Below are 23,056 nucleotides of genomic sequence, written 5' to 3' on the forward strand. Positions count from 1 at the left end.
GTGCGATTAGTTAATGATCCAGGTTCCGCTGCTGCTGTTCTGGCAGGCAGTGCTGTCACCGTTGACCGCGACGCAGGTCTTCTTCTTGCTGCTGCTGCGTGCACGGCGTTTTGGCTGATCGGCTTTCACGGTCTGATCGTAAAGCTCGCTTTTCACGACGGCGCGGAACGGCACATAGCCTGCCAGCTTAACGGTGGCCTGTGGCGCAGCCGGTGGCGTCGCCTCTTTCGCGATAGTGGCATCCTTTTCCGGTTCCGCAGCGGCCTGAGCCGGTTCACCCAGCGCCAGCCAGTTGTTCTCTACCTGACCAATGACGGTGTAGCTGTCACCGCTTTTCAGGGTCTCAACCACTTTGCCGCCAAAGCTGGGCTGACTCATTACCGAGGCAGGATAGAGCGCACGGTAGGGCTGATTCACCGGCGTGAACTGGGCTGGCGGTTTAATCGCATAGCGGTGGCTGATCGCCACGCCATCGACTGTGCTGGTCACCAGCGTGTCATCCGTCATTTTTGGGGGCGTTTTACAGCCCGCAAGAGAGAAAACAACCATCAGGCCTAATGCAATGCGGAGCTTCACCATATTTTTCATGTTGTGTTCCATTCGTACCTAGAAGAGTGGCCGGGGGCCGGGTGTCAGTAATGAAAATCGGAGGGTGTTAAATGTCTGGCCGCTGATTAGTACCAGACCAAAAAGCAATCATTAAGCAGATTGCGCTGAATTAGCGTCTGCACTGCTGAAAAACGATCAACAAAGATTAAGTATGAAAAGCGACTTCGGCAGGCTAAGGCAGAGACGGGAAGAAATTACGCCTGAATGCAAATGATCAAATTGTTGATCTATTTCTTTCCGACAAAATTCCTGAGGCAGGGTAAATCCAGAGATTACTTAAGCCATCCATGACAGAAAAACTTTCGCGCTGACAATTCAGACGTCGCTGAAAGTTTAAGCAGACCGCACCAGCCACCCTTCCCTGACCGCTGTTAGTTGTTCATTTTAAACACTTTATCAATCCATGATCTCTCATAGCTACCGCACGAGTCAGGAAAATCCTGCCCGTGAGCCTGAAACCAAAATCCATTTGTAAATATTAGCTGCAAGTTTACATAAGACTGACGAAAATTCAACGGCACGGTTTTGGTGCAAAAAACATCAGATTTAGTTAACTAATTTTGTTAATACAAATCTGCCTCACTTTTAACCATCTACATAGGAGTAATCTTAACAAGTTGCGTTAATATGAAGTATTTTTACTCAAAAATATGACAGGGCTGAAATCAGCATTAATACCTCTCATGTAATGAGTGGCGCTATTAAGGAAAGATCAGAATGATTCGTGCCCCGGAAGCAGAGAGGCATCGGGCGTAGGTTCGCAAAGGAGAATTCGTATAAATGCCAGTTTATCAATACGTTAATATATTGATGTAGTGCCTGGCTGCAGCCAGGCACCCGGCGTGAGGAGAGGAAAGTAAGCGAAACGTTAAATAAACATGTTAAATTTTTTAACAGACTGATTAATTGTTCTTTACCGGGCCGTCTGACGGTTCCCGAAGGCAAAAATCACCCGGTACATTACATCCTCTAATCGTACAAAAACCACGCCGTAGCGTGGTTCAGCGGTGATAGCGGAGACGTCGGGGAGCCGCAGGCAGCGGCTCCCCGCGTCAGGTTCAGAAGAAACCGAGCGGTTCGATACTGTAGCTGACCAGCAGGTTTTTGGTCTGCTGATAGTGATCCAGCATCATTTTGTGGGTCTCACGCCCAATCCCCGATTTCTTATAGCCACCAAAGGCCGCGTGCGCCGGATAGAGGTGATAGCAGTTTGTCCAGACGCGTCCGGCTTTGATTGCCCGGCCGACCCGATAAGCGCGGTTGATATCGCGGGTCCAGACGCCTGCCCCCAGCCCATAGATGGAGTCGTTGGCGATGCGGACGGCTTCAGCTTCATCCTTAAAGGTGGTGATGCCGATAACCGGGCCAAAGATCTCCTCCTGGAATACCCGCATGCTGTTGTTGCCTTTCAGCAGGGTCGGCTGAATGTAGTAGCCACTGTTGAGGGAATCATCCAGTTTCTCGACGCCTCCGCCCACCAGCACCTCCGCGCCCTCCTGCCGGGCCACGTCCAGATAGGAGAGGATTTTATCAAACTGCTGCTGTGACGCCTGGGCACCCACCATCGTCTCTGTATCCAGCGGATCGCCCCGTTTAATAGTTTTCACCCGCTTCATGACAGCCGCCATGAACGGCTCATATATCGACTCCTGTACCAGCGCCCGTGACGGGCAGGTACAGACTTCGCCCTGGTTCAGGAAGCCCAGCACCACGCCTTCGGCTGCTTTCTCAATAAAGCTCTCTTCCGCCTGCATGATATCTTCAAAGAAGATATTGGGAGATTTCCCCCCCAGCTCGACCGTAGAGGGGATCAGGCTCTTCGCCGCCAGCTCCAGAATATGGCCGCCGGTGGCGGTAGAACCGGTAAAGGCAACTTTGGCAATGCCGGCGTGGGACGCCAGCGCCTCACCCGCCTCTTTACCATACCCGTGCACCACGTTCAGCACCCCCGGCGGCAGCAGGTCTTTGATCAGATCGACAAACACGGTGATCGACAGCGGCGTCTGTTCCGCCGGTTTCAGTACCACACAGTTCCCTGCGCCCAGCGCCGGGGCCAGTTTCCAGGCCGCCATTAACAGCGGGAAGTTCCACGGGATAATCTGCGCCACCACGCCCAGCGGCTCATGGAAATGGTAGGCGGCGGTGAACTCATCGATCTCCGCCGCACTGCCCTCCTGCGCCCGGACGCAGCCGGCAAAATAACGGAAGTGGTCGACAGCCAGGGGCAGATCCGCCGCCAGCGTTTCGCGCACGGGCTTACCGTTATCCCAGGTTTCATAAACCGCCATCGTCTCCAGATTCGCTTCAAGCCGATCGGCAATTTTCAGCAGCAGCAGCGCGCGTTGCTGCGGAGAGGTTTTGCCCCAGGCTTCTGCGGCCGCCGCGGCCGCTGCCACCGCGTTATCCACATCAGCCACGTCTGAGCGCGGGAACTCACCGGCCTCAGACCCGTTTACCGGCGAGGTATTGGTGAAGTAGTTGCCGTTCACCGGCGCGACGAATTCACCATTAATAAAGTTGCCATAATTCTTTTGTAACGTGATCAGAGAACCCTGTTCTCCCGGGGCGGCATAACGCATGGTCATTCTCCTGACAGGTGACTGATGTAACAATGACGAAACTTATTATTAACATGAATGATCATCGCCAGCCTGTCAGTTCCGATGACCGGAAACTGTGACCGCGCCGAAGGAATCGTCGCTTCCGCTTCGTTTATAGAAAATTCCGACTTTTTTCGGAAAGGCTGGCAAATAAGAAACTAGTGCGTCACAAAGGGGTCAACGAGAGGATGAATTCATTCGGGAGATAAGCATGCTGGCTTCGGCTTTTACCCAGATGCGCGCTAAAGCCAATTTCGTGCATCAGTTTATCCGCAATCCGCGCATGATGGGCAGCATAACGCCGTCCTCAGAGGCGTTATGCCGCACCATGATTGCCTCGGTGGCGTGGCCTGAAACGTTACGGATTGCCGAGCTGGGCGCGGGCGATGGCGTCCTGACACGGCGGATACTGGCAGAGATGTCCCCTGACGCCACGCTGGATGCCTTTGAGATCAGCGCTGCGCTGGCCGACCAGCTCAGCGCGCTGGACGACACGCGCATGACCGTGCGCACCTGCTCCGCGGAGTACCTGAACGGGGAATATGATGCGATCTTCTCCGGCCTGCCACTGCTGTCCTTACCGCCCGCGCTGCGCGAAGCGATCCTGCGGGCGGTGTTTAATGCCCTGGGGCCGGATGGGATCTTCGTGCAGTTTCAGTACACCTCACTGACCCAGCCCGACCTGTCGCGTTACTTCACCTGGGAACGCGAGCGGGTGCTGAAAAATGTGCCACCCGCCTGGGTCTATCGCTGCCGGCGTCACTACGCGCCCTGAGCCTGCGCTGCGGCCGGGCGCGTCTGTTGCCAGAACTCTACCAGCAAGGCACGCGCCCAGTCTTTCCCTTCTATAACATCCCCGCCATCAGACAGCCCTTCCGGCAGACAGACGTTCATAATCTGCCGTGAAAATTCGGGATGAAACTGCACCGACAGCGCCTGCGGAGCGTAACGCACAATCTGGCAGCCATCCTGCGCCGACGCCGCCAGCACCTGCGCCTGAGGCGGCGGAGTGATGACCGACTGCCGGTGTGACAGCCAGACGCTGAACTCGGCTGGCAGACTTTGCAGCAGCGGATCGCGCTGCGCCTGAGCGCTGCAGCGGATTGGGAGCAGGCCGCGCTCCCAGCCATGCGGATTATCCGCCACCTCGCCACCCAGCGCATAGGCCATCAGCTGGTGACCATAGCAGACACCCAGCAGCGGCAGCTCCTGCTCAATGGCTGCCCGGACCCAGGCCGCACTGCGCTCACTCCACTCCTCATGATCGGTGACCATCGCCCAGGAGCCGCTGAGGATCGCCCCGGAGATCTCATCAAAAGCCGGTAACGCTTCACCGAGATGGGGCCGCACAATCAGGTACTCATGGGGTTGCAGATCGAGGGCGTCGATAAACCAGCGTGGCTGTTCACCAATCTGCGAAACAACGTTAGCGGGCGGGACTTCAAGCTGAATCAGGGCAAGGGGTAAAGCGGGCGTCTGGGTCATACCGAATCGGGTCCTTTTCAGAAGTCGTGTCAAATCAGTCTGCCAGCATCACGTCCGAAAGTCTCACCGCTGCGCGCAGAAAATTTTTTCCGGCATTGGCTGGAATGCCGCAGTTCGTGCCATCATTAGCGGGCTAAGCAAAAAACATCGAAAGGATATTATCGTGGCTGTGCGGCATTTTTTTCTGATTCTGATGGTGGTCTCTGTCTGGGCCTTCAACAATGTGGCGGTGAAATGGGGCCTGCTGGAGCTGCCGCCCCTGTTTCTGACCTTTATGCGTTTTCTGGTCGTCGCCGTGGTGCTGGTGCCGTTTTGCCGTATTGAACGTAAGCAACTGCCCTGGCTGCTGCTGCTGGCTTTCACCTTCGGGTTTATGCACTTCTCGCTGCTGTTCGTCGGCCTGCGCTATACCGATGCCGGCACCGGGGCAATTGTGGTGCAGCTGGGCACGCCGATTGCCATGCTGCTGGCGATGCTGGTGCTGAAAGAGAAGCTGAAGCTGGTGCAGCTGATGGGCATTGTGATCTCGCTGAGCGGTGTGGTGGTGCTGTCAGGCAGCCCGACGATTCCGTCGTGGTGGGTGCTCTGCCTGCTGTTGTGCAGCGCCACCGGCTGGGCTGTCAGTAACCTGATTGTGAAGAAGTCGCCGCCGATTAAGCCACTGACCATGACCGGCTGGATTGCCTTTCTGGCGATGCCGATTGTCGGTGCCTCCAGCCTGGTGATGGAGTCGAATCAGCTTTACGCCCTCGAACATGCAGGCTGGCACGGCTGGTTCGCCATTCTTTACAGCGCCATCGCCTCGTCAATTATTGCCTACACGCTCTGGTATGTGCTGCTGAAGAAATATAACGTCAACCTGATCATGCCCTACTCCCTGCTGACGCCGGTGTTGTCGGTGCTGATGGGCATCGTCGTACTGGGAGACAGTCTCAACCGCTTTAAGATTATCGGTGCCTCGCTGGTGATCCTTGGCACCGCCATCGCCGTGCTTAACCTGCGTAATCTGCGCATGCACGCCCGCTTCCCGCGCCTGCGGCGGCGTTAATCCGGCGTGCTATGCTTGAGAAAACGTACTCAGGGAGCACAACATGGATTCAGCGCGCACCGCCTCACTCTGGCAACAGATGGTGCAGGGATTGCAAGGCAGCGATAACGTCTGGCCTCTCCCCGCTTTTATTGATCGTTCAACATTCTCTTCCGCGTTTGCCGTCAGTGAACTGGCGGCCACCAGCCTGGGTCTGGCAACCCAGGCGGTGGCGGCGCTTCTCGCCACCGCCCGCCCGACTTATCCCTCCCCACCTGTTACCGTCAACGTCAGGCAGGCGTCACGCTGGTTTCAGCAGAGCTTTCATCCGTTAAACCGCCCGGGCCCGGCAATGTGGGATGCTTTTGCCGGAGACTACCGCAGTCGCGACGGCTGGATCCGCCTGCATACCAACGCGGCTCATCACCGGCTGGCGATGGAGCAGGTACTGGGCACCCACGCCGATCGCCCGGCGCTGGCGCAGCAGGTTCAGCAGTGGCAGGCCAGCGAACTGGAGCAGGCAATTATTGATGCGGGAGGCTGTGCCGCCAAAATGCGCAGCGCTGAAGCCTGGCAGCAGCATCCCCAGGGTCAGGCGGTGCAGCGCGAGCCGCTGTTTGACTGGCACACGACGGATGCAGCGCCTGCGCCCGCATGGCCGCTGGCTGAAGCGCGTCCGTTACAGGGGATCAGGGTGCTGGATCTGACGCGGATTATTGCCGGGCCCGTCGCCACCCGCTTTCTTGCCAGCCTGGGTGCCACGGTACTGCGCATCGATCCCCCTGGCTGGGCGGAGCCGACGCTGGATGAAGAGATGAGCTGCGGCAAGCGACGTGCGCTGCTCGACCTGACACAGCCGGTCGATCGCGACCGGTTTATCCGCCTGCTGCGGGACGCCGATGTTCTGGTACACGGCTATCGGGCCGATGCGCTGGAGCGGCTCGGTTTTGACGCCGAAACCCGCCAGTCACTCTCACCGGGGCTGGTCGATGCCAGCCTGAATGCCTGGGGCTGGCAGGGGCCGTGGCGCAACCGGCGCGGTTTCGACAGTCTGGTGCAGATGGGCTGCGGCATTGCCGAACGGGGCATGCAGTGGCAGCAGAGCGATAAACCGTGCCCGCTGCCGGTCCAGGCGCTGGATCATGCCACCGGCTATCTGCTGGCGGCCGCGGTGCTGGAGGGATTACGGCGGCGTCTTACCGGAGGGCACGGCAGCCAGGTCCGGCTGTCACTGGCCCGCACCGCATGGCTGTTGCAGCAGCATCCCGCAGGCCAGCACACCGGCTCGGGCATTGTGCCTCAGGTGAAGGACAACCTGCCCTTCCTGGAGCTGACGCCATGGGGGATTGGCGTCCGGCTGCGCGCCGCCGCCTGGCTGCCCGGCACACCACAGTTCTGCGCAACGCCGGGGTGTGTGCCGGGTACGCACCCGGCGGCGTGGTGAACGGCACGGATGAGCGCCTGACAAACCGGGCATTAGATAATTAGAAAATAACCTTGAAAACATTAGACTTTGCCATTATCCTCCTCCGGAACTCAGGGACGGTGTTTACAGGTATTGTGCCAGCCCGTCAGGATATGCCCTGCGCTACTGTTGCATTTGCTGCACAGAGAAAATCCCGGATAAATTATGTCAAAACAATATATTTATGATGAAAGCGGTAAACCACAGTTTGTGGTTCTGCCCGTTGCGGAGTACGAAAAGTTGCTTTCAGCCAGCGAGGGCGAGTGGGAATCGCTTTCTGCTGAGGCGGATGAGCATGATGACGAAACGATCCCCCATGACGTAGCAGGGATCATGATTGAGCAGGAAGTGAGCCTTCAGGCAGCCTGGCGCATCTATCGGGGTCTGAGTCAGCATGAGGTGGCTCAGCAACTGGGCACGACACAAAGTGCGATTTCGCAACTCGAACGACCCGACAGTAAGCCCCAGAAGAAAACACGCGAGCGACTTGCAAAGTTATACGCCTGCCGACCCGAGCAGCTGATTCTTTAAACTGCTCGGATAGCGACCACAGGGCCTTAGCAGAAACTCACATTCTCAGGCAGTCCCGGCAGAACCCGGCGACGCAGGCAATCAGGCGTCGGGCTGCTGTTCGTTACTCTCAAGCAGCTCGTTGTACATCACCTGAATGGCTTCGCGGCTCAGCATCGCCAGCGTGCGGTAAAACGCGGTGGTGGCATGCGCTTCCACTTTACCCAGGAAAGCCCCGCACCACGGCAGCAGATACTCTTCGAACAGCGCCAGCTGCGCCGCGCTCTCATCTTCCGCCGACTGATCTTCCAGCCATGACGCAGAGAGCAGCAGAACACCAAAGTGATCCGCGGGCGCATCGCTCAGTGGCATACCGCGCGAGGAGAGAAACGCCCGCACTTCCGGCTCGGTTTTTCCTTCAGGCCACTGTGAAGCGTAAGGCGGCACGTTACAGTCGCTGCCGACAAACAGCGCGTTGTAATCAGCGGCCAGCGCCTGAGGATCGCTGTTCTGTTGCAGACGGGTCAGCAGCTCATCCTGCTCCAGCGGCCACTGTGACTGCAGCTTACCCTCGCGTAGCAGGGTAAACAGCGGGACCAGCAGCGGGTCCTGCGGCTGACGATTAAACAGAGAGCCGATCACGCGGCACAGAATGGAAAACTCATTCATGAGTCAGATTTCCTTGAGGCAAAGTAAGTTAAAAGTCAGCCAGTTCAGCAATATGTTTGCCGCTGCGCTGCTCCAGAAAGTCGAGCAGGCGGCGCGGCGTGACATTTAACACCCGATCCTCCGGAAAATCCACTTTACGGGCGATGCGCAGGCAGTGTTCAAAATGGCCCAGCGTAAATGCAGTGTGGGAATCGGAGCCAAACACAAGCCATCCACCGGCATTATAAGAGACTATCTCACAGGGTGTTCAGGGGAAGGAAATAGCTATGCACTGTCATTCCCTGTGCTCCCCTCTGGCTTTACCAAGGAAATAAGCGGCTCCATACCCCATCAAAACAGAACCAAAAAAGCCGCATAGCTTCAGAGCCAGACTATCAAACAAAAATAGCGAAGCGAGAGCCAGGAAACTCATCGCTGCTGTTATCGTCCCCTCAAGAAGGTGTGCCGAAAATTTACCCAGCCATTTTGCAAATTTCATTATTGATCCTTCGGCACGTCTGCGGGTGACTATTGATATAACCGAGGCAGGGCTGTTTAGATATGCTGGATAATATCTGAACATAGGCGTGCTTTTCAAACCAGAGAAAGGTGGCCCTGAAAAGCCCCTATGCGGGGCTGAGTTCCCGACGAAGCAGTTAAAAGTCAGCCAGTTCAGCAATATGTTTGCCGCTGCGCTGCTCCAGAAAGTCGAGCAGGCGGCGCGGCGTGACATTTAACACCCGATCCTCCGGAAAATCCACTTCACGGGCGATGCGCAGGCAGTGATCGAAATGGCCCAGCGTAAATGCAGTGTGGGAATCGGAGCCAAACGCCAGCCGTCCACCGGCGTCGCGCACCGCGGCGGCAATCGCGCGACAGTTAGGTTCGCTGCCGGGACGCGAGTGGGTAAAGGAGGAGTTGTTCAGTTCCAGCGCCACGTCATAATGTGCGGCAGCTTCAGCGATAGCCGGGATATCGACCGGAAATTTCGGGTTGCCCGGATGGCTGATGATGTGAACCTGTCCGCTGGCCATCGCGGCGATCATCGCGTCAGTGTGCTGTTTTTTGTCGCGCGGCGCATAAACCGGCTCGTGAAAGCCGGCAACGATCAGATCCAGCGCATCAAGCATCGGGCCGGAGCAGTCGATCTCGCCCTGCTGATTTTTAATGTTGGCCTCAATACCGCGCAGAATCGCCACGCCATCGATCACCCGCGGCCAGATGCGCATATTCACAAAATGCCAGTAGTGCGGCGCGTCAGCCATATCAGGGCCGTGATCGGTAATGGCAAACAGTTTCAGGCCCGTTTGCTTCGCCTGAGCCACATAGTCGTGCAGCGTGCTGTAAGCATGTGTGCTGGCAACAGTGTGCATATGCAAATCTACCGGATACATTCTTCTCTCCTCCTGAGCGGCCTTGCAGGGCCGGTTAGTTAATAGCCGCGCTGCCGATCCACCCTGCCCTGCGGCGTTTCGCCTGCCTGGTCCTGAGTAATGGCGCGGGCAATATAGTCGATCGCTTCGTCGATCAGCGTGACCGCCGCATTATGGGGGGTAATTGTGACGCGCGGATGGGACCAGAGCGGATGCGCTTCAGGAAGCGGCTCCACCTGAAACACATCCAGTGCCGCCGCTTTCAGCTGACCACTCTCCAATGCCGCCAGCAGATCCGCTTCTACCACCTGTGCACCGCGTGCGATGTTGAGGAAGAACGCGCCGTGCGGCAGCTGTGCTAAAAAGTGCTGGTCGATCAGGTTAATCGTCTCCGGCGTACTCGGCAGCAGGTTGATTAACACCTGCGTCCCCTGCAGGAACGGCTGCAGAGCATCGCGACCGGCGAAGCTGGTGACGCCGTCAATGGTTTTCGGCGAACGGCTCCAGACGCGCAGCGGGAATCCCCAGGGCTTCAGGCCCTCGGCGACGCTCTGCCCCAGCACGCCCGCCCCCAGAATACCGACGGTAAAGGTTTCACGCGCATAGGGAGGCAGCGGCTGCCAGCACGCCTGCTGCTGCTGAAGCTGGTAGTCGTCAAAGCGGCGGAACCAGGTCAGGACACTATGGACAGCATACTCCTGCATCTGGCGCGCCATGCCGGTATCTTCCAGCCGATAGAGCGGCACGCTGTCGGGCAGCATCCCCGGATGCTGCTCCAGCTGTTTCAGAATCTCATCGACGCCCGCGCCGAGGGCAAAAACGCCGCGCAGGGTGGCCCGTCCCCGCAGCATCTCTGCGGGAGGAGAACGGACCAGCGCATAATCGGCCGGCCCCTCATCGCCTGGCTGCCAGGCACGCACCCGCGCCTGTGGCAGACGCTGTTGTAAACCCCTAATCCAGGCCGTTGCAGACTGCGACGGGTGATACCAGATGATCTCCATCCTGCTCTCCTTTTTTTCTTTCAGCGTCAGGGAAAATCCCGGTCAGCGCAAGAAAAAACCCGCGTCGGGCAGGGCTTTTTACCCTAAAAATAATTCCCGTGGCTTCACATTTCCGGCTCGCTTCAGGGTGAAGTGTCAGGATACGGTCTAAAGTTGGTCCTGTGGTCAATGCGTTACGCGCGGCCGCATTTCGGACAAGGAGAAAAACCGATGACAAAAATTGAGGTAAACGCCGCCCCACGGCGTCAGCGTTATGCGCCCTTTCTGCTCACTCTGCTGCTGAGCGTACCCGCCTTCACTGCTCATGCCGACGATCACAGCCGCATGCTGGATAATCAGCCGCAGCCGCCAGACGTTCGTCTGGGGCCGCTGTTTAATGCCGTGCAACAGGCGAAGTTCTACCCGGACCAGAAAACCTTTGCCGATGCGGTGCCGAAATTTGATCCCGCGTCGATACTTGCCGACTGGCAGATGCAGAAGAAACAGCGCAATTTCGATCTGAAGCGTTTTGTTGATGCCAACTTTACCCTGCCCGCCGCAGGCGACAAATATGTGCCGCCAGCCGGGCAAAACCTGCGTGACCACATTGATGGCCTGTGGCCGGTGCTGACGCGCACCACCAGCAGCGCCGGACAATATGACTCGCTGCTGCCGCTTCCCAAGCCCTATGTGGTGCCGGGTGGTCGCTTCCGCGAGATCTATTACTGGGACAGCTACTTCACCATGCTGGGGCTGGCCGAGAGCGGACACTGGGATAAAGTGCAGGATATGGTGGATAACTTCGCCTCGCTTCTTGACCGCTACGGTCACATTCCCAACGGCAACCGCAGCTACTATCTGAGCCGCTCGCAGCCGCCATTCTTCAGCCTGATGGTCGATCTGCTGGCGACGCATGACCAGGGCAAAGCGTACAGCCACTACCTGCCTGAACTGCAGAAAGAGTATGACTACTGGATGGCGGATAGCGACAAAGTGGCGGCGGGCGCGGCCAGCAAGCGGGTGATTAAGCTGGCGGATGGTACGCTGCTTAACCGCTACTGGGATGCCCGTGACGTGCCGCGCACCGAGTCCTGGATGGATGATATTGCCACCGCGCAGAAAGCACCGCAGCGCAATAAAGCGGAACTTTACCGCGAGCTGCGCTCCGGGGCAGCGTCGGGCTGGGATTTCAGTTCACGCTGGTTTACCGATGCGCATAACCTCTCCACCATCCGCACGACGCAGCTGGCCCCGGTTGACCTGAACAGCCTGCTGTTCCATCTGGAGCAGACGCTCTCTAAAGGGTACCAGATGAACAAACAGAGCGATCTGGCGAAGCAGTATGCCGATCGCGCAGAGAAGCGCCAGGCGGCGATTAACCGCTATCTGTGGGACAGTAAACAGAACTGGTATGCCGACTATGACTGGCAGAAAAAGCAGGTTCATCCGCAGCTGACCGCGGCCACACTGTTCCCGCTCTATCTGCAGGTCGCCAGCGATAAGCAGGCGGAAAGTACCGCCAGCGCGGTAGAGAAACAGCTGCTGAAGCCAGGCGGGCTGGTCACGACTACCGTGAACAACGGTCAGCAGTGGGACGCCCCTAACGGCTGGGCACCGCTGCAGTGGGTTGCAGTGGAAGGACTGGAGCATTACAACCAGCCAGAACTGGCTAAAAAGGTGGGATTACGCTTCCTGCAAAATGTCCAGAGCACCTATGACCGTGAGCATAAGCTGGTCGAGAAATATGTCGTTGAAGGCAAAAATCTCGGCGGCGGCGGCGGCGGTGAGTACCCGCTGCAGGATGGCTTCGGCTGGACAAATGGCGTGACGCTGAAACTGCTGGATAAGTACTGCCCGAAAGATAAAACCTGTAACAGCGCCCACGATATTCCTCAGGCGTCAGCCTCTCAGCCCTGATTAGTCTCTGAATACCTCTGGCCTGGCCGGAGGTATTCTTTCCTTACTTCAGCGAATTTTACTTGACGTTCTCTCATCCACAGGCAAAATTGCAGCGTTTTTACAAAAGGTAATAATTCTCATTATGATAATGAGATTATGTATCAACAAACTGACTACACCTGCCTGAACCTTTGTTAAGAAAGGAATTTCGATGAAACTGTCATTGCCGCTGAAAGGTTATGTTCCCCTCTGCACTCTGGTGCTGGCCGCGCCTGCCCTGAGTTACGCTGCCGATATGGTCGTGACTGCGCAGCCGCAGGAAGATGCGACCTCTCCCACCCAGGGCTATCTGGCAACCACCAGCCAGGGCGCAACTAAAAGCGATCGGCCGCTGGTGACCACACCGCAGTCAATTTCGGTTGTGACCCGTCAGCAGATCCAGGACCAGGGGGCACTGACCCTGAATCAGGCGCTGGGCTACAGCTCCGGTGTCTTTACTAACTTTGGCGGTGCCGCCACCCGTTACGACACCATCGCGCTGCGCGGCTTCCACGGCGGCGATGTCGATAACACCTTCCTCGACGGCATGCGGCTGATGAGCGACGGCGGCAGTTTCAACATTCTGCAGGTGGATAACGCCTTCCTTGAGCGCGTCGACGTGATCAAAGGCCCCTCTTCGGCCCTTTACGGCCAGACGGTGCCTGGCGGGCTGGTAAACCTGGTCACTAAGCGTCCTCAGTTCGCGGAAGAGGGTCACATTCAGCTGCAGGCGGGAAGCAATGCCACCACCGGCACAATGTTCGACTACACCAACGCCATCAACGACCAGTGGGCGTACCGTCTGACCGGCGTGACCCGCAACAGCGACACCCAGTACGATCACACCCGCGAAGAGAAATATGCGCTGATGCCGCAGCTGATGTGGCAGCCGGATGAAGATACCCATCTGATCCTGAAAGCCTATCTGCAGAAAGATCCCTCTGGCGGCTATCACGGCTCCGTCCCGGGTGACGGCAGCATCACCGAACACAACGGCTACAAGCTGAGCAAGGGATTCTATGAGGGCAACAGCGACCTCGACCAGTTCAAACGCCGCGAGCAGATCTACAGCTTCGACTTCGCTCATCGCTTTAATGACGTCTGGTCCTTCTCCTCAACAGGCAGCTACAGCCACTCGAATGTCGATCTCGATCAGGTCTATCAGATTGGCTGGGATAAAAATAATCCCGATCTGCTGAACCGCTACTATTCAGGTGAGCGCTCTTCTCTGGCGGCATGGGCTACCGATAACCGTTTACAGGCGGAGTTTGCCACCGGTGAACTGGAGCATCGCGTGACGCTGGGTGCTGAATATCACCGCTACAAAAATGAGATCTCCGCGGCAGGCGGCTCGGCTTCACAGCTGAATGCCCTGACCGGCGAGCAGGTCGGTGACATGCCAGCCTATACCTGGGCGGATAAAACCCGTCGTTACTACCAGACCGGCCTCTATCTGCAGGATGAGATGAAGCTGGACCGCTGGCATCTGGATCTTTCTGGCCGGTACGATCGCATCGTCGCGAATAACAGCGGCAGCGATCGCCGTCAGGATGATCACATCAGCGGGCGCGCCGCCCTGCTCTATGCCTTCGATAACGGCATCTCACCCTATGTCAGCTGGAGCCAGGCGATTACGCCCACCGCCCTCACCGACCGCAACAATAATCTGCTGAAACCGACCACGTCAGAACAGTATGAGGCCGGGGTGAAATATCAGCCGGTTGGCACACGCGATCTCTATACCGCTGCGATTTATGATCTGACGCAGAAAGATGTGGCGAACCGCGACGTGCTGACGGCGACCTATACGCCATCGGGCAAAGTTCATTCCCAGGGTATTGAGCTGGAGGCGCGTAATCAGCTCACCTCACGCCTGAGCACAGTGGCGAGCTATACCCTGAATCATCTGCGCTACAAGGATTCGGTAGATGGTAATGATGGTCACACGCCTTACGTGGCGCCAAACAGCATGGCGTCTCTCTGGGGCCACTATCAGTTTGATTACGGTCTGAGTGCCGGCGCGGGCGTGCGCTACATCGGCAAGCAGTGGGCGGACAACGAGAACACCACTCGTCTGCCGTCGGTCACGCTGTTTGATGCCTCCGTTCGCGCCGATCTCGGTGTCTGGAATAACAGCTTGAAAGGAGCCTGGGTGCAGGTTAACGCGAATAACCTGACCGATCGCACCTATGTGGCCGCCTGTTACGGCACCGGCTACTGCTACCGTGGCGCTGAACGCAGCGTGATGGCGAACGTCGGTTACGACTTCTGATAAGAGCCTTCGTGATGCAACCCTCCGGCCAGCCCGGAGGGTTTTCTCCTCTGATAACCCGCCTTTTTCAGCCTCTTTCAATCCGCTCAGAATTATCTTTCTCTGCCTGCAGACCTTTCCCTCCCGAACGTTCCTGAAATCCGCCCGGCCTTTTTTCTGCCGCTTCGCTCACAGATAGAACTATGGCCGAAATGGTGCGATGACACGCAGGCGGCCCTGACGTATAAAACAGAGGGTCCGGCGTTGAAAAGGAGTCTCTGACATGAACCCCTATGAACAACATTACAGGCAGCTTCTGGCAAACGGCGCGGTGGCCTGGGCAGGAGAAGGTTATCTCAGAGCCAAAAAACAGCAGGAAGAAATCTTTCAGTGGCTCCGTACTCACCACTATTTACCGGAGCCTGGCGCACCGGTACTGGAGATGGGATGTGGTAATGGCGCCATGGCCGCGCAGTCTCTCGCTGAGCAGGGATATTCAGTCTGGGGGGTAGACTGGTCAGAGACCGCGATAGAGTGGGCCGAAAAGCGTTTTCAGCAAGCCGGACTCACCGCGACATTTCTTGTCGGCAATGTCTGTCATATCGATCGCTGCCAGGCGGCAACATTTGAGCTCATTATTGACGGCAGCTGCTTACACTGCCTGATCGACGACGATCGGCAGCGCTTCTTTGCCGAGGTAAGAAGGCTGCTCAGCCCGGAGGGACGCTTTGTGATCGGTTCAATGTGCGGCACACCTCGTCATTCAGCAGACATTGCGGCCTATGATCCCTGCAGCCACCATTTATGGAAAGCCGGCAAGCCCTGGCGGACCCTGAAGACGCTCCCTGATTTACGGCGTGAAGTCGAGAGTGCGCATTTCACGGTGGAGGCAGTCAGCGTTAATGAAAATGCATGGTGGGATCACGCTACAATAGTCTGTTCGCAGCAAAAGAGGCTCACAGCATGACGGACAAGGGCGCTAAAAAGCGATCCGGTCTGAGTCATAAAAAAGGGGACGAATCACTTCGTCCCCTTTTTTGTTTAAACCGTTACGGTCAACTGCGTACCTTGCGGTAGATAAACAGCACCACGATGGCACCGATCACTGCGACCACAAAGCTTCCGAAGTTAAACCCATCGACGCGGCCGAAGCCAAACAGCGTACTGATCCAGCCCCCGACCACAGCACCGATAATACCCAGCACCACCGTCAGAATGAAACCGCCACCGTCTTTACCCGGCATAATCCACTTCGCCAGAATACCCGCGATCAAGCCAAAGACGATCCAGGAAATAATACCCATCTGTTGCTCCTTCCTTTTTTGATTACATCGTGAACGCCTGATTAATCAAGCGGTTTACTGCGCTAAGTATAGCGAGCTTTTCGGAAAGTGCCTGCCTGCCCTCACGATTTTTTCGGCGTACCGCGGCTAAAGCTTTTTTCTGCTGCGCCGATAACCGTAATGAGGTAGTCAGAACGTAAAAATAATAAAACCCCTTGTGGAGCAGGATGTGAAAGAAGCCGACCAGGAACAATATTTAAAACGTGGCACGCTGGCGGTTCTGGGCGTAATGAAAGATCTGCTGCGACTGCAGACACCATTACTGGTGCGTTTTCCGCGCGGGCAGTTTATCAGCCGGATGCTGGCTGCCGACGCAGACCGCCTGCTGTTTGACCTCGGCAGTAATAATCTGGATAACGACTACGCCCTGACCAGCGACGATCTCAGCATCACGGCGGAAACCTACGGCGCAAAGGTAGAGTTCAGTCTCGCCTCGCTGGAGAAGGTCGATTTTGACGGCCTGCCCGCCTTCAGCGCGCCGCTGCCCGAGCTGGTGTGGCAGATTCAGCGACGGGAATTTTTCCGGGTCACTGCCCCGCTGGCGCCGGAGTTCTGGTGCCATACCGTGTGGCCGGATGGCCGGAAAACGCGTCTGCGCCTGCAGGATCTGTCGCTGGGCGGGATCGGTGTGCTGGTGGACGAGGCACTGCCGGAAGGATTGCAGAATGGCGACAGTTTCAATCAGTTTCGCGTGGAGCTGGGTGAGTATGGTCATTTTGAGGTGCCGGTTAAGCTGCTGCACATCGGCGAACGAACTGTCGTGACGCATAAAAATGAAACCCGCGTGACGCCCCGTCTCAGCTTCCGGTTTGCCACGCTGAACCCAACGCAGGAGCGACAGCTTCAGCAGATTATCTTCTCCCTTGAGCGACTGGCCCGCGATAAATCGACCCGATTCCAGTAACCGCTTTCCGGATGCGCGCCCCCAGGGGGCCGCATCCAGGCTATGCTTCCTGCTTGATTTCTTTTAAACCGGAACCCAGCAAGGAGACCTTCCCCAATGGAAAACTGGCTCTCATCACGTCATTTTCACTCCCTCTTTTTTAACCAGACGTTCTGGCTCAACAGCGCCATCGTGGTGGTCGCCACCCTGGTGATCTACTGGGTGTTGCGCACCCTGATTCGCTTTATCTCCAACCGGATTGCCCTTTACAGCGAACACCGCCACGTTCGTGTCACGGCGATCCTGGTGGAGATCCTGCGAAGCACCAGCCAGACCCTGCTGCTGATCTTTTCGCTACTGATCGCCCTGAAATTTGTCGATCTGCCCGCCTCATGGAGCGCCACCATTGCCCACGGCTGGTTCCTGGCGCTGATTGTGCAACTTGCCCTGTGGATCGACAGCGGCATCCGGCTGTGGCTGAAGAGCCTGATGCGCGATCCGCTGCACGTGCGTAATCCTGTGACCACGGTGATCCTCGGGATTCTGCTGCGGGTCGTGGTCTGGATCATGATGTTCCTCGCCATTCTGTCGAACATGGGTATCAATATTACCGCACTGGTCGCCAGCCTCGGGGTCGGCGGTATCGCCATTGCACTGGCCATTCAGACCGTGCTGAGCGATGTGTTTGCGTCACTGGCGATTGGTTTTGATAAGCCTTTTGAGCATGGCGATTTTATTGTCTTTGGCGACATTGCCGGTTCCATCGAGCATATCGGCCTGAAAACGACCCGGCTGCGCAGCCTGAGCGGAGAGCAAATCGTCTGCTCAAACACCATTCTGTTGCAGCAGACCATTCACAACTACAAGCGTATGCAGCAGCGCCGCATCGTCTTTAAGTTTGGCATCAGCTACGCCACCCCGTCGGAGCAGGTTCGGGAGATTAGCCCGCTGGTTAAGGCGATCATCGAGGGTGTGGAAACCACGCGTTTTGACCGCGCCCACTTCCTGGCGTTTGAGGATTCGAAGCTGACGTTTGAAGTGGTCTATTACGTGCTGGATGCGGATTACAACAAATATATGGATATTCAGCAGGAGATTAACCTGCAGCTGATGGCGGCCTTGGAAGCGCGCAATATTCGCTTCGCCTTCCCGATCCGTCAGGTCGAGTTCAGCGGCGGCAATCTGCCGCCGGTGGATCTGGTTGCCGTGGAGAATGATAAGGGCGAGGTTCGTCAAATGGCGCGCTGAAGTGTTGCCTGGCCTCAGGTGGTTTCAGGCCAGGCAAACCGTCACGCCGCTGCGCCGGATCGCGCTTAACGCGGCTGAAAACGGCAGCGGGCAACAGCGTCGAGCCAGCCTTTGTAATTTTCCTGCATAGCGTGCGCGCGTGCGTCACGGGGCAGGATAACGCTGCCCCCCTGCAGCGCCTGCATATCACTGCCCTGCTGCCACCATCCCAGCACTTTGCCGGCCAGCAACGCTGCGCCCAGGGCGGAGACTTCGGCGGTGGGCACCCGGTAGAGCGGGCGCTGTAACACATCGGCCTGTAGCTGCATCAGCCAGCTGTTTTCCGTGGCGCTGCCATCCACACACAGCGCCGGAAGCTGCTGACCGCTCGCCTGCTCCATCGCAAAAAAGACATCGGCGATTTGCCAGACGATCGACTCCAGCGCCACCCGCGCCAGCACCGCGGGGGTGGCGGCATCCGTCAATCCGCACACCATGCCGCGCGCCTGTAAATCCCACCAGGGCGCACCCAGTCCTGAGAGCGCCGGGACGAAGTAGATGCCCTGATTGTCATCGCAGCCCTGCGCCAGTGCGGTCAGTTCACGTGGGTCCTGCACGCCGAGCAGCTTACCCAGCCAGGCCGCGCCTGAGCCGGTGTGGGTAATATTGCCTTCAAAGGCATAACGCAGCGTACCGTCGTGCCAGGCCACGGTAGTGCTGAGGCCATTTTCGGTCAGTAACGGCGTCGCCATGGACATCATCAGGGAGGAGCCGGTGCCGTAGGTGGCTTTTACGACTTCAGCGTCTCCGCGTCGCTGCGCCTGCAGGGCGGCATGCGAATCGCCGATGCGCGCCAGAATGGGGGTGCCCGGCGCTAAGCCGGGAATGGTGTTCACCGCCACCACACCCTGCTCACTGGCGGAGGCGATGATGCGCGGCAGCGCGGCTCGCGGCAACTGAAACAGCGTCAGCAGCTCGTCGTCCCAGTCGTTCAGGTGCAGGCTGTAGAGCTGCGTACGGGCGGCATTAGCATGATCGGTCACAAAGCATTCGCCCGCGCTGAGCTGCCAGCTGAGCCAGCAATCAACCGTGCCGATGCAGAGCTCGCCGGCTGCGGCCCGTGCCGCGCCATCGGGGATGGCAGCCAGCATCCCGGTCAGCTTCGCCGCCGGAAACATCGGATCGACGGCCAGCCCGGTCAGGCCGCTGATCCGGGGGGCTTTGCCTGCCTGGTGCAGATCGCGACAGAACGACTCAGAACGGCGATCCTGCCAGCTTACCAGCGGCGTCAGTGGCTGCCCGTCGCGCCGCTGCCAGATCAGCACCGACTCCCGCTGATTACTGATCGCGACGGCGGCGACAGGCGCGCCCCCGCATGCCGCCAGACACCGGGTGATCGCCTCCCTCACCGCCTGCCAGATCGCCATCGGGTCCTGCTCAGCCAGCCCCGGCTGGGGATGGTGCAGGGTTAAACTCTGGCTGCCACGCGCCACCACCCGCCCGGCACGATCAACCGCTATCGCCTTGGCATTAGTCGTGCCTTCATCGATTGCCAGAATCAGAGGTCCCGCCATGTTCACACTCCTGCGCAGATGCGCGCTGCACTCTTCACCACGCTGCTGGCGTCAATGCCGTGACGGGCCCGCGTGGCGGCCCGATCGCCGGCAATCGCATACTCCCCATCGGCAATGCCGAGCCGGACCAGCGGAATGCTGCAGCCGCCTTCTGCCAGCACTTCCGCGACCAGGCTGCCGACACCGCCATTGACGTTATGCTCCTCCACGGTCACGACCGCCGGATAGTGATTTAACAGGTTGCGCAGCTGTTGGGTATCACAGGGTCGAATCGATGGAACCGCGATCACGCCCGCTGAAATACCCTGCTCAGCCAGTTGCGCAGCGGCGTGAACCACCTCATGAACTGTGGATCCCATCGCCACCAGGGCGATGTCGCGGCCTTCGCGCAACAGATCGATCGCACCCGGTCTGAAGCGGTAGGTGTCATCATGCAGCTGCGGCAGATCTTTGCCATCAAGGCGGATATAGACCGGGCCGACGTGCTCCAGGGCGTAATCAATAATCTGACGACACTCCAGCGGACAGGACGGTGCGTAGATCTCGATGTTGCCAAAGCCGCGCATTACGGCGATATCGTCAATGCTGTGATGGGTGCTGGCTAACGGGCCATAACTGGCACCGGCATTCAGCCCGAACAGTTTGACGTTGGTGTTGTTGTAGCAGACATCAACTTTTACCTGCTCATTGGCGCGTGAAACCAGAAACGGCGCGGCGTTGCAGGTCACGGCGATTTTGCCGCCCAGCGCCAGGCCTGCTGCCGTTCCCACCAGCGTCTGCTCCGCGATGCCGACGTTAATCAGCCGGTCGGGAAACGCCTTGATAAAAGGCGCGATTTTGGCGGTGGAGGTGGAGTCCGCGACCACCGGTACCAGATCGACGCCGCGATTAACCGCGTCGATAAAGGCCGTAACCATGACGTTTGCCAGGTGTTGTGCATTACTCATCTTTCAGTTCCTCCAGCGCCAGCGCGATCTCTTCGCCTTTCGGCACCCGGTGATGCCACTCCGCCTTGCTCTGAATAAAGGAGACGCCGAAACCTTTCTCGGTATGCGCCACAACCACCTGCGGCTTGCCGTTCTGCGGCAGGTTTTCAAGGGTGCTGACGACCGCCGCCATCGCATTGCCGTTACATTCGCTGACCTCCAGCCCGAAAGCGCGCCATTTTTCCGGCAGCGGGTCCGTGTTCATGATGTCCCGGGTGGCGCCCGCCAGTTGCAGTTTGTTCTTGTCATTGATGATGATCAGATTGTCGAGCCCATAGTGCGCCGCCACCAGAGCGGCCTCCCAGTTGCTCCCTTCCGCCAGTTCGCCGTCACCGGTCACGACAAAGATGCGGCGGGAACTGCGATCTTTTTTCGCCGCGAGGGCGATGCCTACCGCCACCGGCAGGCCGTGCCCCAGCGCACCGGTATTCAGCTCAACGCCCGGTGTCTTCTGGCGCACCGGGTGGCCTGGCAAAGGAGAGTCAGCGTGCTGATAGGTGGTAAGCCACTCCGTCGGAAAATAGCCCGCTTCCGCCAGTACGCAGTAGTAGCCCCCTACCGCATGCCCTTTGGACTGAATGTAGATGTCGCGATCGTTATCTTCTGTGCGATCCGGTGCGCAGTTCAGAATACGGAAGTAGAGCGCGGTCAGGATCTCGACCTGTGACAGGTCAGCACCGGTGTGCCCGCCTGCCGGACTGCCCGCGTTAAGCTGGATAATGCGGCGGCGTATCGCCCGCGCCCGGCGTTCAAGCTCATCGACTGAAAGATTGAAAGGGTTCATGTTCTGCCTCTGAATTTTAAATCGACCGTGAATATATATTCACGATGGGTAAAAAAATTAACCGTTAACGTATCCGGTCCGGAATCGGCCGCCTGTCATCCTGTATAAATGCGTCGTTAAACAGCGTGTCAGCTCGGTTCATCACCTGACGGCTATCTCCATCCCCCCATGATCCCTACAGCCTGACAACCGGCACGATAGGGACAAAAGGGCCTGCTCACGAATTTCAATGAATATATATTCAGTGACGATTTTATATGCATAATGACTATGCGCCTCTGCTGAGGCATCGTCCAACAGGCGATCGTCAAAAAGCGAAAACGATCACAAATTCGCCTGCGTTGTGATTTTGATGATCATGGTTAACAATACCGGGCAGACTCTGAGAGGGAAAACTGATGGCCAAACAGGATGAACAGCGACTGATGGTGAAGATCGCCACCCTGTACTATATCGAGGGGCTGAAGCAGTCGGAGATCGCGCAGTCGCTGTCCCTGTCGCAGTCCTTTGTCTCACGCATCCTTAATCGCAGCGTAAAAGAGGGCGTGGTCAAAATCAGCGTTGTGCCGCCGGCCAATGTCTATCCTGAGCTGGAAAAAGCGATTGAGCAGACCTACCACCTGCCCCAGGCGATTGTGGTTGATGTGCCGGACCAGGCTTCTCCGCTGCAGATCAAACAGGCGATTGGATCGGCGGCAGCGCACTATCTCGAAACCCGCCTGCGCAACGATGAACTGATTGGCATCTCCTCCTGGAGCGGCACCATCCGGGCGATGGTCGATGCGCTGCATCCGCTCAACATCGCCTGCAAAGGGGTTATTCAGCTGCTGGGCGGGGTTGGCGCTAACGGCAATGTGCAGGCCACCATTCTGACGCAGAATCTGGCGGCGCTGCTGAACTGCCCCGCCTGGCTGCTGCCGTCACAGTCAATCGAACATTCGGTCAGCGATCGCCAGCGGCTGTCAGCCAACGCGGAGGTGGCGGAGGTACTGGATCAGTTTGAGCAGGTCGATCTGGCGATTGTCGGTATTGGCGACCTTGAGCCGTCAGCCCTGTTGCGCAATTCGGGCAACTACTACGATGGTGAAATGCTGCAGACCCTGGCGGCACGCGGTGCCGTGGGGGATATCTGCCTGCACTACTTCGATGCCTGCGGGCAGCCGGTGCTGCAGCCGGAAGAAGATCCGGTGATCGGCATGGAGCTGGCGCAGGTTAAGCAGTGCCCGCAGGTAGTGGGACTGGCAGGCGGACGCGAGAAAGCGCCGGCGATTCGTGCGGCGCTGCTGGGCGGCTACATTAAAGTGCTGATCGTCGATTATCCGACGGCGCGGCTGCTGCTCGCGCCGTAAGGAGTGCGCCCGCTGCCATGCCGG

The 23,056-nt window shown here is 57.9% G+C and carries 21 protein-coding genes and 1 pseudogene; 10 read left to right on the forward strand and 12 right to left on the reverse strand.

What is annotated here, in order from left to right:
- Positions 1-6 precede the first annotated feature (6 nt).
- Both FJW00_RS12215 and exaC read right to left on the reverse strand, forming a co-directional pair.
- On the reverse strand, positions 7-600 hold the full coding sequence (locus tag FJW00_RS12215) for an SH3 domain-containing protein (protein ID WP_140924270.1): 594 nt from the start codon (positions 598-600) through the stop codon (positions 7-9).
- 1,067 nt (positions 601-1,667) lie between these two features.
- The gene (gene exaC, locus FJW00_RS12220) at positions 1,668-3,188 is read right to left on the reverse strand and encodes an acetaldehyde dehydrogenase ExaC (RefSeq protein WP_009090762.1); all 1,521 of its coding nucleotides are present in this window, start codon (positions 3,186-3,188) and stop codon (positions 1,668-1,670) included.
- A 232-nt stretch (positions 3,189-3,420) separates the two neighbouring features.
- Here exaC and FJW00_RS12225 point away from each other — a divergent pair, with 232 nt between their 5' ends.
- Positions 3,421-3,984 carry a class I SAM-dependent methyltransferase gene (locus FJW00_RS12225; RefSeq protein ID WP_009090764.1) on the forward strand — a complete coding sequence of 188 codons (564 nt, stop codon included), beginning with the start codon at positions 3,421-3,423 and terminating at the stop codon, positions 3,982-3,984.
- Here FJW00_RS12225 and FJW00_RS12230 read toward each other — a convergent pair.
- Positions 3,972-4,694, reverse strand: coding sequence for a glutamine amidotransferase (locus tag FJW00_RS12230; protein WP_140924272.1), 723 nt, complete (start codon positions 4,692-4,694; stop codon positions 3,972-3,974). The genes FJW00_RS12225 and FJW00_RS12230 overlap by 13 nt on opposite strands.
- A gap of 163 nt (positions 4,695-4,857) precedes the next feature.
- On the opposite strand from FJW00_RS12230, the gene FJW00_RS12235 reads away from it, so the two are divergent.
- The 3 genes from FJW00_RS12235 (at position 4,858) to FJW00_RS12245 (ending at position 7,717) form a co-directional block, all read left to right on the forward strand.
- A complete protein-coding gene (locus FJW00_RS12235; RefSeq protein WP_140924274.1) occupies positions 4,858-5,742 on the forward strand; it encodes a DMT family transporter in 885 nt (294 codons plus the stop codon).
- Between the two features lie 43 nt (positions 5,743-5,785).
- Positions 5,786-7,165: a CoA transferase gene (locus FJW00_RS12240; protein ID WP_140924276.1), complete on the forward strand. Its 1,380-nt coding sequence runs from the start codon at positions 5,786-5,788 to the stop codon at positions 7,163-7,165.
- A gap of 186 nt (positions 7,166-7,351) precedes the next feature.
- On the forward strand, positions 7,352-7,717 hold the full coding sequence (locus FJW00_RS12245) for a helix-turn-helix domain-containing protein (RefSeq protein ID WP_058958361.1): 366 nt from the start codon (positions 7,352-7,354) through the stop codon (positions 7,715-7,717).
- An 81-nt stretch (positions 7,718-7,798) separates the two neighbouring features.
- Here FJW00_RS12245 and FJW00_RS12250 read toward each other — a convergent pair whose 3' ends face one another.
- From FJW00_RS12250 to ghrA, 5 genes and pseudogenes are all read right to left on the reverse strand, one after another.
- Positions 7,799-8,365 carry a TorD/DmsD family molecular chaperone gene (locus FJW00_RS12250; protein ID WP_009090772.1) on the reverse strand — a complete coding sequence of 189 codons (567 nt, stop codon included), beginning with the start codon at positions 8,363-8,365 and terminating at the stop codon, positions 7,799-7,801.
- Between the two features lie 28 nt (positions 8,366-8,393).
- A pseudogene (locus FJW00_RS12255) lies at positions 8,394-8,588 on the reverse strand (phosphatase); the annotation flags it as partial.
- A 51-nt stretch (positions 8,589-8,639) separates the two neighbouring features.
- Positions 8,640-8,843 carry a hypothetical protein gene (locus FJW00_RS12260; RefSeq protein WP_046101635.1) on the reverse strand — a complete coding sequence of 68 codons (204 nt, stop codon included), beginning with the start codon at positions 8,841-8,843 and terminating at the stop codon, positions 8,640-8,642.
- A 157-nt stretch (positions 8,844-9,000) separates the two neighbouring features.
- Positions 9,001-9,738: a phosphatase gene (locus FJW00_RS12265; RefSeq protein ID WP_046101634.1), complete on the reverse strand. Its 738-nt coding sequence runs from the start codon at positions 9,736-9,738 to the stop codon at positions 9,001-9,003.
- 38 nt (positions 9,739-9,776) lie between these two features.
- On the reverse strand, positions 9,777-10,718 hold the full coding sequence (gene ghrA / locus FJW00_RS12270) for a glyoxylate/hydroxypyruvate reductase GhrA (RefSeq protein WP_140924281.1): 942 nt from the start codon (positions 10,716-10,718) through the stop codon (positions 9,777-9,779).
- Positions 10,719-10,928: 210 nt separating this feature from the next.
- Here ghrA and treA point away from each other — a divergent pair, with 210 nt between their 5' ends.
- The 3 genes from treA (at position 10,929) to FJW00_RS12285 (ending at position 15,853) form a co-directional block, all read left to right on the forward strand.
- Positions 10,929-12,614 carry an alpha,alpha-trehalase TreA gene (gene treA, locus FJW00_RS12275; protein ID WP_058958366.1) on the forward strand — a complete coding sequence of 562 codons (1,686 nt, stop codon included), beginning with the start codon at positions 10,929-10,931 and terminating at the stop codon, positions 12,612-12,614.
- 193 nt (positions 12,615-12,807) lie between these two features.
- Positions 12,808-14,907 (forward strand): TonB-dependent siderophore receptor, encoded by a 2,100-nt coding sequence (locus FJW00_RS12280; protein WP_140924283.1) that lies wholly within the window; start codon positions 12,808-12,810, stop codon positions 14,905-14,907.
- Positions 14,908-15,169: 262 nt separating this feature from the next.
- The gene (locus FJW00_RS12285; protein ID WP_140924285.1) at positions 15,170-15,853 is read left to right on the forward strand and encodes a class I SAM-dependent methyltransferase; all 684 of its coding nucleotides are present in this window, start codon (positions 15,170-15,172) and stop codon (positions 15,851-15,853) included.
- A gap of 88 nt (positions 15,854-15,941) precedes the next feature.
- Here FJW00_RS12285 and FJW00_RS12290 read toward each other — a convergent pair whose 3' ends face one another.
- Positions 15,942-16,190 carry a GlsB/YeaQ/YmgE family stress response membrane protein gene (locus tag FJW00_RS12290; RefSeq protein ID WP_009090782.1) on the reverse strand — a complete coding sequence of 83 codons (249 nt, stop codon included), beginning with the start codon at positions 16,188-16,190 and terminating at the stop codon, positions 15,942-15,944.
- 208 nt (positions 16,191-16,398) lie between these two features.
- Between FJW00_RS12290 and FJW00_RS12295 the strand changes: the two genes are divergently transcribed.
- Both FJW00_RS12295 and FJW00_RS12300 read left to right on the forward strand, forming a co-directional pair.
- A complete protein-coding gene (locus tag FJW00_RS12295) occupies positions 16,399-17,133 on the forward strand; it encodes a flagellar brake protein (RefSeq protein WP_033736567.1) in 735 nt (244 codons plus the stop codon).
- A gap of 96 nt (positions 17,134-17,229) precedes the next feature.
- The gene (locus tag FJW00_RS12300; protein WP_046101629.1) at positions 17,230-18,360 is read left to right on the forward strand and encodes a mechanosensitive ion channel family protein; all 1,131 of its coding nucleotides are present in this window, start codon (positions 17,230-17,232) and stop codon (positions 18,358-18,360) included.
- Between the two features lie 65 nt (positions 18,361-18,425).
- Here FJW00_RS12300 and FJW00_RS12305 read toward each other — a convergent pair whose 3' ends face one another.
- From FJW00_RS12305 to FJW00_RS12315, 3 genes are read right to left on the reverse strand one after another with little or no spacing between them, the layout of a single operon-like run.
- Positions 18,426-19,913 carry an FGGY family carbohydrate kinase gene (locus FJW00_RS12305; RefSeq protein WP_046101628.1) on the reverse strand — a complete coding sequence of 496 codons (1,488 nt, stop codon included), beginning with the start codon at positions 19,911-19,913 and terminating at the stop codon, positions 18,426-18,428.
- A gap of 2 nt (positions 19,914-19,915) precedes the next feature.
- Complete coding sequence (locus FJW00_RS12310) at positions 19,916-20,860, reverse strand: transketolase family protein (protein WP_009090787.1); 945 nt, start codon at positions 20,858-20,860, stop codon at positions 19,916-19,918.
- Positions 20,853-21,683 (reverse strand): transketolase, encoded by an 831-nt coding sequence (locus FJW00_RS12315; RefSeq protein WP_009090788.1) that lies wholly within the window; start codon positions 21,681-21,683, stop codon positions 20,853-20,855. Before FJW00_RS12315 ends, FJW00_RS12310 begins: the two co-directional genes overlap by 8 nt.
- 398 nt (positions 21,684-22,081) lie before the next feature.
- Between FJW00_RS12315 and FJW00_RS12320 the strand changes: the two genes are divergently transcribed.
- Positions 22,082-23,032, forward strand: coding sequence for a sugar-binding transcriptional regulator (locus FJW00_RS12320; protein WP_046101627.1), 951 nt, complete (start codon positions 22,082-22,084; stop codon positions 23,030-23,032).
- Positions 23,033-23,056: the final 24 nt, after the last annotated feature.

The organism is Pantoea anthophila (assembly GCF_006494375.1).
GTDB classification, from domain to species: domain Bacteria; phylum Pseudomonadota; class Gammaproteobacteria; order Enterobacterales; family Enterobacteriaceae; genus Pantoea; species Pantoea anthophila.

Excerpts from the sequence above, each read along its gene's own strand:
- FJW00_RS12290 (WP_009090782.1), bottom strand. The coding sequence starts at position 16,190 with ATGGGTATTATTTCCTGGATCGTCTTTGGCTTGATCGCGGGTATTCTG.
- FJW00_RS12245 (WP_058958361.1), top strand. The coding sequence starts at position 7,352 with ATGTCAAAACAATATATTTATGATGAAAGCGGTAAACCACAGTTTGTG.
- FJW00_RS12215 (WP_140924270.1), bottom strand. The coding sequence starts at position 600 with ATGGAACACAACATGAAAAATATGGTGAAGCTCCGCATTGCATTAGGC.
- FJW00_RS12260 (WP_046101635.1), bottom strand. The coding sequence starts at position 8,843 with ATGAAATTTGCAAAATGGCTGGGTAAATTTTCGGCACACCTTCTTGAG.
- FJW00_RS12225 (WP_009090764.1), top strand. The coding sequence starts at position 3,421 with ATGCTGGCTTCGGCTTTTACCCAGATGCGCGCTAAAGCCAATTTCGTG.
- FJW00_RS12315 (WP_009090788.1), bottom strand. The coding sequence starts at position 21,683 with ATGAACCCTTTCAATCTTTCAGTCGATGAGCTTGAACGCCGGGCGCGG.
- FJW00_RS12250 (WP_009090772.1), bottom strand. The coding sequence starts at position 8,365 with ATGAATGAGTTTTCCATTCTGTGCCGCGTGATCGGCTCTCTGTTTAAT.
- FJW00_RS12305 (WP_046101628.1), bottom strand. The coding sequence starts at position 19,913 with ATGGCGGGACCTCTGATTCTGGCAATCGATGAAGGCACGACTAATGCC.
- FJW00_RS12285 (WP_140924285.1), top strand. The coding sequence starts at position 15,170 with ATGAACCCCTATGAACAACATTACAGGCAGCTTCTGGCAAACGGCGCG.
- FJW00_RS12300 (WP_046101629.1), top strand. The coding sequence starts at position 17,230 with ATGGAAAACTGGCTCTCATCACGTCATTTTCACTCCCTCTTTTTTAAC.
- treA (WP_058958366.1), top strand. The coding sequence starts at position 10,929 with ATGACAAAAATTGAGGTAAACGCCGCCCCACGGCGTCAGCGTTATGCG.
- FJW00_RS12230 (WP_140924272.1), bottom strand. The coding sequence starts at position 4,694 with ATGACCCAGACGCCCGCTTTACCCCTTGCCCTGATTCAGCTTGAAGTC.
- exaC (WP_009090762.1), bottom strand. The coding sequence starts at position 3,188 with ATGCGTTATGCCGCCCCGGGAGAACAGGGTTCTCTGATCACGTTACAA.
- FJW00_RS12320 (WP_046101627.1), top strand. The coding sequence starts at position 22,082 with ATGGCCAAACAGGATGAACAGCGACTGATGGTGAAGATCGCCACCCTG.
- ghrA (WP_140924281.1), bottom strand. The coding sequence starts at position 10,718 with ATGGAGATCATCTGGTATCACCCGTCGCAGTCTGCAACGGCCTGGATT.
- FJW00_RS12310 (WP_009090787.1), bottom strand. The coding sequence starts at position 20,860 with ATGAGTAATGCACAACACCTGGCAAACGTCATGGTTACGGCCTTTATC.
- FJW00_RS12240 (WP_140924276.1), top strand. The coding sequence starts at position 5,786 with ATGGATTCAGCGCGCACCGCCTCACTCTGGCAACAGATGGTGCAGGGA.
- FJW00_RS12265 (WP_046101634.1), bottom strand. The coding sequence starts at position 9,738 with ATGTATCCGGTAGATTTGCATATGCACACTGTTGCCAGCACACATGCT.
- FJW00_RS12280 (WP_140924283.1), top strand. The coding sequence starts at position 12,808 with ATGAAACTGTCATTGCCGCTGAAAGGTTATGTTCCCCTCTGCACTCTG.